The sequence below is a fragment of the Mycobacterium sp. E740 genome (assembly GCF_001672895.1).
Taxonomy (GTDB): domain Bacteria; phylum Actinomycetota; class Actinomycetes; order Mycobacteriales; family Mycobacteriaceae; genus Mycobacterium.
Genome location: NZ_LZKP01000115.1, coordinates 1 through 12,874 on the forward strand (window position 1 = coordinate 1; position 12,874 = coordinate 12,874).

The 12,874-nt window shown below is 65.5% G+C and carries 10 protein-coding genes and 1 pseudogene; 6 read left to right on the top strand and 5 right to left on the bottom strand.

What is annotated here, in order from left to right; genetic code table 11:
* Both A5663_RS11090 and A5663_RS11095 read right to left on the bottom strand, forming a co-directional pair.
* A pseudogene (locus A5663_RS11090) lies at positions 1-699 on the bottom strand (cytochrome P450); the annotation flags it as partial.
* Between the two features lie 10 nt (positions 700-709).
* Entirely contained in the window at positions 710-1,546 is an 837-nt protein-coding gene (locus A5663_RS11095; protein WP_068148209.1) for a mycofactocin-coupled SDR family oxidoreductase, read from the bottom strand.
* A gap of 52 nt (positions 1,547-1,598) precedes the next feature.
* Here A5663_RS11095 and A5663_RS11100 point away from each other — a divergent pair, with 52 nt between their 5' ends.
* From A5663_RS11100 to A5663_RS11125, 6 genes are all read left to right on the top strand, one after another.
* On the top strand, positions 1,599-2,195 hold the full coding sequence (locus A5663_RS11100) for a TetR/AcrR family transcriptional regulator (protein WP_082974054.1): 597 nt from the start codon (positions 1,599-1,601) through the stop codon (positions 2,193-2,195).
* Positions 2,196-2,356: 161 nt separating this feature from the next.
* Positions 2,357-2,785 carry an MmpS family protein gene (locus A5663_RS11105; RefSeq protein ID WP_068148143.1) on the top strand — a complete coding sequence of 143 codons (429 nt, stop codon included), beginning with the start codon at positions 2,357-2,359 and terminating at the stop codon, positions 2,783-2,785.
* Positions 2,782-5,688, top strand: a complete 2,907-nt coding sequence (locus A5663_RS11110) for an RND family transporter (protein ID WP_068148146.1) — start codon at positions 2,782-2,784, stop codon at positions 5,686-5,688. The genes A5663_RS11105 and A5663_RS11110 overlap by 4 nt, the downstream gene beginning before the upstream one ends.
* A complete protein-coding gene (locus A5663_RS11115; RefSeq protein WP_068148148.1) occupies positions 5,685-6,029 on the top strand; it encodes a DUF732 domain-containing protein in 345 nt (114 codons plus the stop codon). The genes A5663_RS11110 and A5663_RS11115 overlap by 4 nt, the downstream gene beginning before the upstream one ends.
* Positions 6,030-6,073: 44 nt before the next feature.
* Positions 6,074-6,466 (top strand): DUF5078 domain-containing protein, encoded by a 393-nt coding sequence (locus A5663_RS11120; protein WP_082974055.1) that lies wholly within the window; start codon positions 6,074-6,076, stop codon positions 6,464-6,466.
* A 146-nt stretch (positions 6,467-6,612) separates the two neighbouring features.
* A complete protein-coding gene (locus A5663_RS11125; RefSeq protein ID WP_304443154.1) occupies positions 6,613-9,447 on the top strand; it encodes an RND family transporter in 2,835 nt (944 codons plus the stop codon).
* On the opposite strand, the gene A5663_RS11130 is transcribed toward A5663_RS11125, so the two are convergent.
* The 3 genes from A5663_RS11130 to A5663_RS11140 form a co-directional block, all read right to left on the bottom strand.
* Positions 9,392-10,693 (bottom strand): acyltransferase, encoded by a 1,302-nt coding sequence (locus tag A5663_RS11130; RefSeq protein ID WP_068148156.1) that lies wholly within the window; start codon positions 10,691-10,693, stop codon positions 9,392-9,394. The two genes, A5663_RS11125 and A5663_RS11130, sit on opposite strands and share 56 nt — an antisense overlap.
* A gap of 43 nt (positions 10,694-10,736) precedes the next feature.
* A complete protein-coding gene (locus A5663_RS11135) occupies positions 10,737-12,230 on the bottom strand; it encodes an NAD(P)/FAD-dependent oxidoreductase (RefSeq protein WP_068148159.1) in 1,494 nt (497 codons plus the stop codon).
* A 98-nt stretch (positions 12,231-12,328) separates the two neighbouring features.
* Positions 12,329-12,646: a hypothetical protein gene (locus tag A5663_RS11140; RefSeq protein WP_068148162.1), complete on the bottom strand. Its 318-nt coding sequence runs from the start codon at positions 12,644-12,646 to the stop codon at positions 12,329-12,331.
* Between the last annotated feature and the right edge of the window lie 228 nt (positions 12,647-12,874).

Consider the following 12,874-nt stretch of genomic DNA (forward strand, 5'->3'; position numbering starts at 1 on the left):
GTAGTGCAGGACCTCTTTGCGGGTCAGCTTGCGCGTCACCTTGTTCTCGTCCTCGAACTCGACGTTGAGCAGTGCCGTCATCAGATCGTCGGAGGGGTTCTCAGCGCGCCAGTCGACGTAGTCGGCGTAGATGCTGCCGTCGGCGATCTTGTCCGCGCGCACGACTTTCATCGGGGAGCCGGGCTTGGTGCGCAGGCTCGCGTCGTTGGCATCGCGCACCGAAACCTGTTCGGACTCAGGGATTCCCAGCAACATCCCGATGACGCGCATCGGCATCATCGAGGCAAGTTCGGCGATGATGTCGAACCGGTCGTGGCCCACCAGCGGGTTCAGGCAGTTGACGCAGTACTGGCGGATCTGGTCCTCGAGCTCAGCCATTCGCCGCGGGGTGAACACCCGCGACATGAGACCCCGCAGCATCGTGTGGACCGGCGGATCCTCCATCATCATCACGCCTTTGGGCATGTCGAACTCCGACTGGATGAGTTCGAGGATGTCTCCCCGGCTGTTGGAGAAGGTCTGCCAGTCCAGCAGTGCCCGCTCGACGTCGGCGTGGCGCGACAGCGCCCAGAAGCCGTACTGCTCGTTGTGGTAGAGCGGTGCTTCCTCGCGCAGGCGCTCGTACACGGGGTACGGGTCGGCGACGATGTCCACCCGATACGGGTCGTAGTAGACCGTGCTGTCGTTGATGACGGTCAAGATCCATCTCCTACTTCAGACAGCTACCGGCGTCGACGGGCAGCGGAACACCTGTGATGTAACGGGATTCGTCCGATGCGAAGAACAGCACCGCGTTGCTGATGTCCTCGGCCTCGACCCACGGTATCGGCAACATGTGGAAGGTCCGGCAGATCGGCGCCAGGTCGTCGGGACCGGGGTTGTCCATGTCCGGGCGGAACATCCGGTACGTCTTGTCGTTCATCAGCAGCGGCGTGTTGACGTGTGTCGGGTGCACCGAGTTGACCCGGATCGAATGCTGGCCGAGTTCGACGGCGAAGGTCCGCATCAGGCCGACGACACCGTGTTTGGCCGCGGTGTAGTGGCCGGTGTGCGGGTAGGCCTTCAGGCCGGCCACCGAGCTCGTCAGCACGATCGACCCGCCGCGTCCGCCGGCAAGCAGATGCGGGACACCGGCTTTCACCGACTTCCACACCCCGCTGAGGTTGACGTCGATCATCTCCTGCCAGGTGGGCTCGGCGATCTTGTGCAGCTTCGTGCCGACCGTCCCGATCCCGGCGTTGGCGACGATTATGTCCAGGCGGCCCAACTGTTCGACGCCGTCGTCGACGACGCGCTCGAGCGCATCGAAGTCACGGACGTCGACCTCGGCGGTGACGATCCGCCGGTCGAGGTTCTTGACCATGTCGGCGGTCTCGGCGAGGTCTTCGGGAGTCGACCCCTCTGCCGGTGAATCGTCGAAAGCCCGGCACACGTCGACCGCGATGATGTCGGCGCCCTCCTGGGCCAGCCGCACCGCATGACTGCGGCCCTGACCGCGCGCCGCACCGGTGACGAACGCGACCTTGCCCGCTACCCGACCAGCCATCGACACCGCTTCCTCACTTGTTGGGCGATCGCCCAACATCTAGGCTGGCGCCATGTCTAGCAGCCCGGTCGGCGAGCGGTCAAGGGGTGGCCGCGAGTCGGCAACCCGGTCGGCCCTGATCGAGGCGACGGCCCAGGTCATGCTCGACGAGGGGTACGCCGCGGCGAGCTCGCGCCGGGTGGCGGCCAAGGCGGGCGTCAAGCCGGCACTCGTGCACTACTACTTCCCGAGCATGGACGACTTGTTCCTCGCCGTGCTGCGCGAAGGCGCCGAGGTGAACCTGGCCCGACAGCGTGAGTCGGTCGGCGCCGAGGAACCCCTGCACGCGCTGTGGCGGCTCAACAGCACCCACGGCGCGCGGTTGTTCATGGAGTTCATGGCCCTGGCCAACCATCGCAAGGCCATCCGCAGCGAAATCGCGGCGTACGCGGAGCGCTTCGGGGCCGTCGAAGAGAGCGTCGTGGCCTCCGCGATGGCCGCGCACGGCGCGGACGCCAAGGCGTTCCCGCCGGTGGTGATGTCGATGATCGTCACCAGCCTGGCCCGGATCGTGCTGCTCGAACGGGGGCTCGGCATAACGCGTGGTCACGCCGAAGCCGAAGCGTTCGTCGGGCGCTACCTCGATCGCTTCGAAATACGTTCGTCGTGACCTGAATCACACCGTCGTCCGCGTGGTGAACAGCAGCACTCCGACTTGAGTTAACCTAGGCCTGGATGAGAACTTATATGGGCTAAGTTACGCACAGCGCATACACAGCGAACGAAATCGACTTGAGGGCGGATATGGGTTGCACCAGGCGGGAACTCTAAATGTTCCGACTTGCCAGAAAGGTCTGGATTCCCCTCGTCATCATCGCCGTGGTGGCCATCGCGGGCTTCACCGTCAGCCGCATCCGGACGTTCTTCGGTGCCGAGGGCATCATCGTCACGCCCCGGGTGTTCGCCGAGGACCCCGAGCCGTTCGACCCCAAGGTCGTGAAATACGAGATCTTCGGCTCCGGTTCGTATGCCGACATCAACTATCTGGACCTCGACGCCCGGCCCCAGCGGGTCGACGGCGCATCGCTGCCCTGGACGCTGACCCTGCAGACGACGGCGCCGTCGGCTGCGCCCAACATCGTCGCCCAGGGTGACGGCTCGAGCATCACCTGCCGGATCACCGTCGACGATGAAGTCAAGGACGAGCGAACCTCCACCGGCGTGAGCGCTCAGACCTTCTGCTTCGTGAAATCCGCATGAGCACGTCGACGAACGAGGCGCCCACCGACGCCTTCCCGCCCGTCCGGCACGCCAAGCGGTCGTTCATCCCGCGCGCCATCCGGCTGTTCGCCGTGCCGATCGTCATCGCCTGGGTCGTGCTGATCGCGATCCTGAATGTGTCTGTGCCGCAACTGGAAACGGTCGGCCAGATGCGCGCGGTGTCGATGAGCCCGGAGTCGGCGCCGTCGATGATCGCGATGAAGCGCGTCGGCAAGGTCTTCCAGGAGTACGACTCAGACAGTTCGGCGATGATCGTGCTCGAGGGGGACAAACCCCTCGGCGAGGACACCCGCGCCTTCTACGGCCAGATGATCCACAAGCTCGAGGCCGACAAGAAGCACGTCCAAAGCGTCCAGGACTTCTGGAGCGATCCGCTGACCGCTTCCGGCGCGCAGAGCAGCGACGGCAAGGCCGCCTATGTGCAGGTGTACCTCTCCGGCAACCAGGGTGAGGCGCTGGCGAACGAGTCCGTCGAGGCGGTGCAGAAGCTCGTCGAGGGGATGCAGCCGCCGCCGGGCGTGAAGGCGTACGTGACCGGTCCGGCGGCGCTCGCGGCCGACCAGCACATCGCCGGCGACCGCAGCATGCGGATGATCGAAGCGCTGACCTTCACGGTCATCATCGTGATGCTGCTGCTGGTCTACCGGTCGATCATCACGGTGCTGCTGACCTTGGTGATGGTGGTGCTGCAACTGTCCGCGGCGCGCGGCATGGTGGCCTTCCTCGGATACCACGAGATCATCGGGCTCTCCACGTTCGCGACCAACCTCCTCGTCACGCTGGCGATCGCCGCCGGCACCGACTACGCCATCTTCCTGACCGGCCGCTATCAGGAGGCCCGCGGAGCCGGGGAGGACCGGGAGTCCGCCTACTACACGATGTTCCACGGCACCGCGCACGTCGTGCTGGGTTCCGGTCTGACGATCGCCGGCGCGGTGTTCTGCCTGAGCTTCACCCGCCTGCCCTACTTCCAGACCATGGGTGTGCCGCTGGCCATCGGCATGGTCACGTCGGTGCTCGCCGCGCTGACGCTCGGGCCCGCGATCATCAGCATCGCCAGCAGGTTCGGCAAGGTGCTCGAGCCCAAGCGTGCGATGCGCGTGCGCGGCTGGCGCAAGATCGGCGCGGCGGTCGTGCGCTGGCCCGGCCCGATCCTGGTGGCGACGGTCGCGCTGTCGCTGGTGGGCCTGCTCGCCCTGCCCGGCTACCGCACCAACTACAACGACCGCAACTACCTGCCCGCGGACCTGCCGGCCAACCAGGGTTACGCGGCCGCGGACCGGCACTTCTCACAGGCCCGGATGAACCCGGAACTGCTGATGATCGAGAGCGATCACGACCTGCGCAACTCCGCGGACTTCCTGGTCATCGACAAGATCGCCAAAGCGGTCTTCCGGGTGCCGGGAATCTCGCGTGTGCAGGCCATCACCCGGCCCGACGGCAAACCGATCGAGCACACCTCGATCCCGTTCCAGATCAGCATGCAGGGCACCACCCAGCAGATGAACCAGAAGTATCTGCAGGACCGGATGGCCGACATGCTGGTGCAGGCCGACGAGATGTCCAAGACCATCGCGAGCATGCAGCGGATGTCGTCGCTCACCGAGGAGATGGCGGCCACCACCCACAGCATGGTCACCAAGATGAAGGACATGACGGTCGACGTGGCCGAGCTGCGCGACAACATCGCCAACTTCGACGACTTCTTCCGGCCGATCCGCAACTACTTCTACTGGGAACCGCACTGCTTCAACATCCCGATCTGCTGGGCGTTCCGCTCGGTCTTCGACACCCTCGACGGCATCGACACGATGACTGACGACATCCAGAACCTGCTGCCCGACATGGAGCGGCTGGACAAGCTGATGCCGCAGATGGTGACGCTCATGCCGCCGATGATTGAAACGATGAAGACGATGCGGACGATGATGTTGACGATGTACTCGTCGCAGAAGGGCATGCAGGATCAGATGGCGGCCATGCAGGAGAACTCCACCGCCATGGGTGACGCGTTCGACGCGTCGATGAACGACGACTCCTTCTACCTTCCCCCCGAGGTCTTCAACAACGCCGAGTTCAAGAAGGGGATGGAGAACTTCATCTCTCCGGACGGCAAGTCGGTGCGGTTCATCATCGCTCACGACGGTGACCCGATGACCCCTGAGGGCATCGAGCGGATCGACGCGATCAAGCAGGCCGCCAAGGAAGCCGTCAAGGGCACGCCGCTGGAGGGCTCGAAGATCTACCTGGCGGGCACCGCCGCGGTCTTCAAGGACATGTCCGACGGAAATAATTACGATTTGATGATCGCGGCCATCCTTGCGCTCGCGCTGATCTTCACGATCATGCTCATCCTGACCCGTGCCGTCGTCGCTGCCGCGGTGATCGTGGGCACCGTGGTGATCTCGCTCGGCGCCTCGTTCGGTCTGTCGATCCTGATCTGGCAGCACATCCTGGGCATCGAGTTGCACTGGATGGTGATGGCGATGGCCGTCATCATCCTGCTGGCCGTCGGCGCGGACTACAACCTGCTGCTGGTGTCGCGGCTCAAGGAGGAGCTGCACGCCGGCATCAGGACCGGGATCATCCGCGCCATGGGCGGCAGCGGTTCGGTCGTGACGTCCGCCGGCCTGGTCTTCGCCTTCACCATGATGTCGATGGCCGTCAGCGAACTCACAGTCATCGGGCAAGTCGGAACCACCATCGGACTTGGCCTGTTGTTCGATACTCTTGTCATCCGGGCATTCATGACGCCGTCGATCGCGGCGCTCATGGGTAAGTGGTTCTGGTGGCCACAGCGGGTGAGGGAGAGGCCCGTGCCGGTAGCGTGGCCCAAGACCGGGGAATTGACGTCGTCAGGTCCAGGAGGAGCCCAGTCATGAAGAGACTGTTCGTCGTAGTTGCGTCCGCAGCGGCGGCCTTGATGTTGGCGGCGCCCGCCCAGGCGGACCCCGACACCGACTTCAGCAACGAACTGCACACGTACGGCATCTACGGGCAGAAGGACTACTACGCCTGGATGGGCAAGATCGCCTGCAAGCGGCAGCGCAATCACCTCGACAAGGACGCCTTCGCCTCGGCCAACTTCGTCCGCGACCAGTTGCCGCAGGGTCAGAACAGCACGGAGCAGACGTGGAAGTTCCTCGCCGGCGCGATGCGTCACTATTGCCCTGATCTGCTCCCGATCCTCGACCAAGCGCGCGACAAAGGAGTCTTGCAGTGATTCGTAAAGGCAGCATCGCGTTGGCCGTCATCGGCTGCGTGGCGATGATCTTCCCGGCCGTCGCGTCCGCGGACGCCACCGACGACTACCCGATTCCGAACCGGATGCTGAGGACCACCTGCACGGTCGACCAGTACATGGCCGCCGTCCGCGACAAGGATCCGTTCTACTACGAGCGGTACATGATCGACTACAAGAACCGGCCGCTGGATGTCCAGAAGGGCGCCCGCGACCGGATCTACTGGTTCTTCTCGCTGGACTACGCCGGTCGGCGACAGTACTCCGAAGACACCGCGACCAACGTCTTCTACGAGCAGATGGCGACCCGCTGGGGTAACTGGGCCAAGTTGTTCTTCAACAACAAGGGTGTCGTCGCGCACGCCACCGACGTGTGCATGAACTACCCGCCCAGCCAGCCCCAAGTCTGGAACTGGTAGCCACCACCCGACGACCGACAGACAGCCACCGGGATGTGTACCCGGTGGCTGTCTCGTGTGTGCGGTCGACGCATATGGTAGGACTAAGGCTGACCTAAACAAGGCTGTCCTAACCAAGTGAGGAGCTCCGCCGAGGTGAACTCCTGGTGAGCGCTCCTACCCCGCATCCGCTGGCCAAGTGGATCCGACGGCTGGCCATCCCCGTCATCGTCGGCTGGATCGCGCTCATTGCGATCCTCAACGTGAGCGTCCCGCAGCTGGAGGTCGTCGGCCAACTGCGGTCGGTGTCGATGAGCCCGTCCGAAGCGCCGTCGGTGATCGCGATGAAGCGCGTCGGCGAGGTGTTCGAGGAGTTCAAGTCCGACAGCGCGGCGATGATCGTCCTGGAGGGCGAGCAGCCGCTGGGCGACGACGCGCGCCGGTACTACGGCGAGCTCGTCGACAGGCTCGAGGCCGACGACGCGCACGTCGAGCACATACAGGACTTCTGGGGCGACCCGCTGACCGAGGCCGCAGCAGTGAGCGCCGACGGCAAGGCCGTGTACGTGCAGGCGTATCTGGCCGGAAACATGGGCGAGGCGCTGTCCAACGAGTCGGTCGACGCCGTGCAGGACATCGTCGACGGCCTCACCCCGCCGCCGGGCGTCAAAGTGTTCGTGACCGGTGGCTCGGCTCTCGTGGCCGATCAGCAGATCGCCAGCGACCGCAGCGTGCGGATCATCGAGTTCGTCACGTTCGCGGTGATCATCACGATGCTGCTGTTGGTGTACCGGTCGATCGCCACCATGTTGATCACGCTCGCCATGGTCTTCCTCGCGCTCGCGGCGACCCGCGGTGTGGTGGCGTTCCTCGGCTACCACGAGCTGATCGGGCTGTCGACGTTCGCGACCAACCTGCTCGTCACCCTGGCGATCGCGGCGTCGACCGATTACGCGATCTTCCTCATCGGGCGTTATCAGGAGGCGCGCACCAACGGTGAGGACCGAGAATCGGCGTTCCACACGATGTTTCACGGCACCGCGCACGTGGTGTTGGGTTCGGGCATGACGATTGCCGGCGCGACCTTCTGCTTGTCGTTCACCCGGCTGCCGTACTTCCAGTCGCTGGGTGTTCCGCTGGCGGTCGGGATGGCGATCGCGGTGCTAGTCGCGTTGACGCTGGGGCCGGCGATCATCACCGTCGCCAGCCGGTTCGGGTTGCTGGAACCCAAGCGCGCCATGCGAATCCGCGGTTGGCGAAAGATCGGTGCGGCCATCGTCCGCTGGCCGGGCCCGGTCCTGCTCGGGACGGTGGCGCTGTCCCTGGTCGGACTGCTGACGCTGCCCGGTTACCAGCCGAACTACAACGACCGCCTGTATCTGCCCGCCGATCTACCCGCGAACCAGGGATTCGCGGCGGCCGAACGACACTTCTCCCCCGCCACGATGAACCCCGAGCTGCTGCTGATCGAAAGCGACCACGATCTGCGCAACTCGGCGGACTTCCTGGTGATCGACAAGATCGCCAAGGCGATCTTCCGCGTGCCGGGGATCTCGCGGGTCCAGGCGATCACCCGGCCCAACGGAAAACCCATCGAGTTCAGCACGATTCCGGCGCAGCTGAGTCTCGGCGGCGTCAGCCAGGACCTGAACCGCAAGTACATGCAGGACCGGATGGCCGACATGCTGGTGCAGGCCGACCAGATGCAGACCAACATCGACACCATGACCCGGATGATGGCGCTGATGGGCGAGATGAACGCGACCACGCACAGCATGGTCGAGAAGACCCGCACCATGACCGCCGACGTCGCCGAACTACGGGACCACATCGCCGATCTCGACGACTTCCTGCGCCCGATCCGCAACTACTTCTACTGGGAACCGCACTGCTTCAACATCCCGGTCTGCACCTCGATGCGGTCGATCTTCGACACGATCGACGGCACCAACCTGCTGACCGACAACGTTCAAGCCCTGATTCCCGACCTCGAACGGCTCGATGCGCTGATGCCGCAACTGCTGGCGCTGATGCCCGAGCAGATCGAGTCGATGAAGACGATGCGCCAGATGATGCTGACCATGCACTCCAGCCAGTCCGGGTTGCAGGACCAGCAGGAAGCGTTGGGCGAGAACCAATCAGCGATGGGCGACGCGTTCAACGACGCATGGAACGACGACACGTTCTACCTGCCGCCGGAGATCTTCGACAACGAAGAATTCAAGCGTGGCATGGAGAACTTCATCTCGCCCAACGGTCATGCGGTGCGGATGATCATCCAGCACGAGGGCGACCCGCTCAGCGCCGACGGCATCGAGCGCATCGACGCCATCAAACTGGCCGCCAAGGAAGCCATCAAAGGCACTCCGCTGGAAGGGTCGAAGATCTACGTGGGTGGAACCGCCGCGGCGTTCAAGGACATGCAGGAGGGCAACAGCTACGACCTGATGATCGCGGCGATCCTCGCGCTGGCGCTGATCTTCACGATCATGTTGATCATCACCCGCAGCCTGGTCGCGGCCGCCGTCATCGTGGGCACCGTCGTGCTGTCGCTGGGCGCGTCCTTCGGCCTGTCGATCCTGGTGTGGCAGCACGTCCTCGGTATCGAGCTGCAATTCATGGTCATGGCGATGGCGGTGATCATCCTGCTGGCGGTCGGTGCCGACTACAACCTGCTGTTGGTCGCGCGGCTGAAGGAGGAACTGCCCGCCGGCATCAACACCGCGATCATCCGCGCGATGGGCGGCAGCGGGTCGGTGGTGACCGCGGCGGGTCTGGTCTTCGCCTTCACCATGATCTCGATGGCCGTCAGCGAACTGACCGTGGTGGCGCAGGTCGGTACGACGATCGGCATGGGCCTGTTGTTCGACACGCTGGTGATCCGGGCGTTCATGACACCGTCGATCGCCGCCCTGCTCGGCCGCTGGTTCTGGTGGCCGCAGCGCGTCAGGCCTCGGCCTGAGCCCGCGCGATGGCCCGCGCCGTCGCTGCCGAGGCAGTGAAGCAGCCCAGCATCGTCCATCCCAGCACTCCGGTAAGCCCGTTCTTGGCCAACAGCAGGACGGCCAGACCCGTCACTACGATCAGCGCGCCGGCGACGGCCGAGCGGATGCCGGTCGCGCGCACCGGGTCGTCCCACCACGGGAGCCGCAGATGTTCGAGCGGCGACAGCAGGCGGAACATCGCGAACATGACGGCCGCGAAGACCAACGCGCGCAGTGCGAGTAGTCCCCAGAATCCTTGTGTTGCAACGTCATAGGCGTCCAGATCGAATGCGTGCAGGCAGAACGCGGCGATCGCGATCGCCACGATGTGCCAGAGGTACAGCGTCATCGCTCCCCCGTTGCCGATCGCGACGACGTACCAGACGCGCCTGTGCCGGGCCCACCGTCGGATCGCCCCGGCGCAGGTGACGAAGACGCTCGACATCCAGGTGCAGTGCAGGGCGAGCAGCAGCGTGGGTGGTGACACGTTGGAGAGGTGCTCGGCACCGGTGACGACGAGCGACACCTCGTAGGGACCGACGATCGCGAGCGTCACCTGCGCGGCGAGCGCGGCGACGGCGACGACGGCCGCCGCGCGCGGGCTGACCAACCGGCGGGCGTAACCGACCCCGAAGACCACCGGGATGAGCCAGACGACGACGAAGTTCGCGGCACCGGCCATGGGTGTGCCGGCCCAGACCCGGATCGCGTCGATCGCAGCGGCGGTGCCGAGCAGTGAGCCGACGAGCGCCGCGACGGCCCGGCCGCTCGACAGCCGGGTCAGCGCTGGGACGAACGCCAGCACGATCAGGTAGACGCCGAGAAACCACAGCAGCGCGACAGATTCGCGGCCCAGGTCCGCGGCGGACTTCGCACCGAGGACCAGGCGCACAGCCAGCAGTGCGACCGACCAGAGCGCGAGGTACCAGAAAACCGGTCGGCACAGTCGCTGTGCGCGAGTCAGCAGCCAGGTCCCCCATGACCGCCCCGGCCGCCAGCCGTATGCGCCCGCGGCACCGCCGGCCAGGAAGAACAGCGGCATGACCTGTAGCACCCACGTGACCGGAGCGAGCGCGGGAATCGCCCCGAGCAGGTTGCCGATCCGGACTCCGCCGGCGTCGATGGTCGCCAGTAGCAGCGCGCTGTGCCCGAACATCACGACGACGAGCGCGGCTAGCCGTGCGACATCGACGGCGCGGTCGCGGCCCGCCGGGGTTTCGGCGGCGAGCTCGTCGGCACCGGACAGAGGCCTGGTCAGCGTCATGGGGCCAGCATGCCCCTACCGCCGGTGATGCGCCTGAGTAGTACTACCTGTCACCTGCGGTGCTGTCGAGCATCGCGCAGTAAGCACGTTCTCGTTCAGTGAGCTCCGCGGAGGTGATGGCGTCGAAAGCTGCAGCATCACAACGGAACTGGGATGCCGCCTCAGGCAATGCGTCCGGGCCCTGCAGTCGAAAGCAACTGGGGGCGAGCGGCCCGAAAAGCAGGGCACGGCGCAGATCGGGCCAGTCGTGGATACGCGGTTCCACGTGCGCTGCCCGCGCGAAAGCGATGGCCGCCAGGTTCATTCGGGTTTTCTGCGGTAGCCCACGCCGCGAGCGGTACCCCTCGACCGCTTGCCACTGCCGCACCTGGCCGGGCGGCGCGATGCGGCCTCCCCACGTGTAGGCGATCCACCGGGCCTGCAATTCCAGCGGCACGAAGTACCCGCCGGACTGGTCCCACATCCCCATGAGAGCAAGGCCGGGCAGCGCGGGATGAAAGGTGTGGCGATCGGCGTCGAGATGGACCGCGTCCAGATCGAGCGTGGCGCGGATGTCGGGGCTCAAGAACGGCATCGACAGTGCAAAGCCCGTTCCGAACACGATTCCGTCGAAGTGCTCGACTGACCCGTCGGCAAATGTGACCGCCTGGCCGGCCACTTCCCGCATCCACGGACGCACCGCGATGCGACCCTCGGCCACGAGCGGTAGGAAGTGCTGGCTGAGTGTGACGCCGGCGGCGAGCAGCGAAGCATCCGGCGCCGGTGCACCGTACTGCTGAGGAGTTCCGCCGGCCTCGACGACGATTTCCTTGAGTTGGCGGTCGATTTCGGATGCCGGCAGCACCTCCTGCGCCAGCGCGCCGTAACGGGTGAAGATGCGGTGGTCGGACGGCACACCCGCGGCGAACTTGGGCAGTACGTAGCGTTGCCGGCGCTGCGTCAGCACTATGCGGTCAGCGTCGTGATGCGCCAGCTCGGCGGCGATCTCTAAAGCGCTCACCGCGCACCCGGCGACGAGAACCCGCTTGCCGCGGTAGACCGCCGGGTCGCGAAAGTCGAAGGTGGACAACGCTCCTGCCTCACCCGAGAAGCTGCCCAGGCCGGCGACGGCGGGAATCGCCGGCGACTGGAACCGTCCGGTGGCAACGACCACGCGGTCGAACGTCTCCGCCGTGCCCGCTGTGGCGACCAGCCACCCGGCGTCGACACGACCCACACTCTCGACCCGGGTGTTGAGGCGGATGCGCGCGGGAAGACCGAACATCTCGGCGTAGCGGTGGAGGTAGCCGAGAATCTCGTGGTTCGACGGAAACACCGCGCCGTCACCGGGTCTCAGATCGCTGAACGCGGTCAGGACGCGGCTGGTGTTCGTGTGCATGCCGGGCCAGACTCCGCTCAGTCCTGGGTGACCGGACCATTGGCCGCCGAGGCTTGCGCCCTGCTCGAAGATGGTCGGCTCGAAACCTTGGGCGAGGAGCCAGCGTGCGGCGACCAGTCCGCCGGGACCGGCGCCGATCACAGCGACGTTCCCGGCCATCGACCCGTCACTTCCCCGGCGCCGCGGGTGGCCGGGCGCCGATTCGGCCCGCCACCATCATCGGTGACGGGCCGAATCCCGGAGGGGCAAAGGGAAGATCAGGGCTGCGCGAGCACCGGCAGGTTCCGGTTGATGATGGGCGACCGAGCGATGTTGCCACGCGCGGGCGCCGTGGTGACGACGATCTTGCCGTCGCGGCAGCTGACGATCTTGCCGTCGACGAAGACATCCTGGCCGTTGTCGATCGGGATGTTGTAGCCGTCGGCGTCGGTGTAGTTGCAGCCTCCGGAGCCGGGGTTCGGCTCGTTGTCCACGGCGCGGGCGGTGGCCGGAGCCAGGATGAGGACGGCCAGCACGCCGGACAGGGTCACTGCGTACTTGATGGCGATCAGGATGCGGGCGGCTGAGTTGATCATCGTGGATTCCTCTCGGGCGGTGGGGTGGTGCGCTGTTGAGAGAAATCTTGCGAGACCCACGGTGGTCGGCGTAATTGCCGACGAGCCAGAATCCGGTGCCGAGCCGGGAAGAGTTTCCTATCCGGCAGGCAAGGAGGAAGAGCCGGACCGAATCGTTATCGTTAGCACCGACCATCGTTATGAGAAACACCGCGGATCTCGCGCAGTCCCCGGGGGCCTTGTTGCACG

Bases quoted from the DNA above. Each gene is read 5' to 3' on its own strand.
- A5663_RS11095 (WP_068148209.1), bottom strand. From the start codon at position 1,546: ATGGCTGGTCGGGTAGCGGGCAAGGTCGCGTTCGTCACCGGTGCGGCG.
- A5663_RS11100 (WP_082974054.1), top strand. From the start codon at position 1,599: ATGTCTAGCAGCCCGGTCGGCGAGCGGTCAAGGGGTGGCCGCGAGTCG.
- A5663_RS11105 (WP_068148143.1), top strand. From the start codon at position 2,357: ATGTTCCGACTTGCCAGAAAGGTCTGGATTCCCCTCGTCATCATCGCC.
- A5663_RS11110 (WP_068148146.1), top strand. From the start codon at position 2,782: ATGAGCACGTCGACGAACGAGGCGCCCACCGACGCCTTCCCGCCCGTC.
- A5663_RS11115 (WP_068148148.1), top strand. From the start codon at position 5,685: ATGAAGAGACTGTTCGTCGTAGTTGCGTCCGCAGCGGCGGCCTTGATG.
- A5663_RS11120 (WP_082974055.1), top strand. From the start codon at position 6,074: ATGATCTTCCCGGCCGTCGCGTCCGCGGACGCCACCGACGACTACCCG.
- A5663_RS11130 (WP_068148156.1), bottom strand. From the start codon at position 10,693: ATGACGCTGACCAGGCCTCTGTCCGGTGCCGACGAGCTCGCCGCCGAA.
- A5663_RS11135 (WP_068148159.1), bottom strand. From the start codon at position 12,230: ATGGCCGGGAACGTCGCTGTGATCGGCGCCGGTCCCGGCGGACTGGTC.
- A5663_RS11140 (WP_068148162.1), bottom strand. From the start codon at position 12,646: ATGATCAACTCAGCCGCCCGCATCCTGATCGCCATCAAGTACGCAGTG.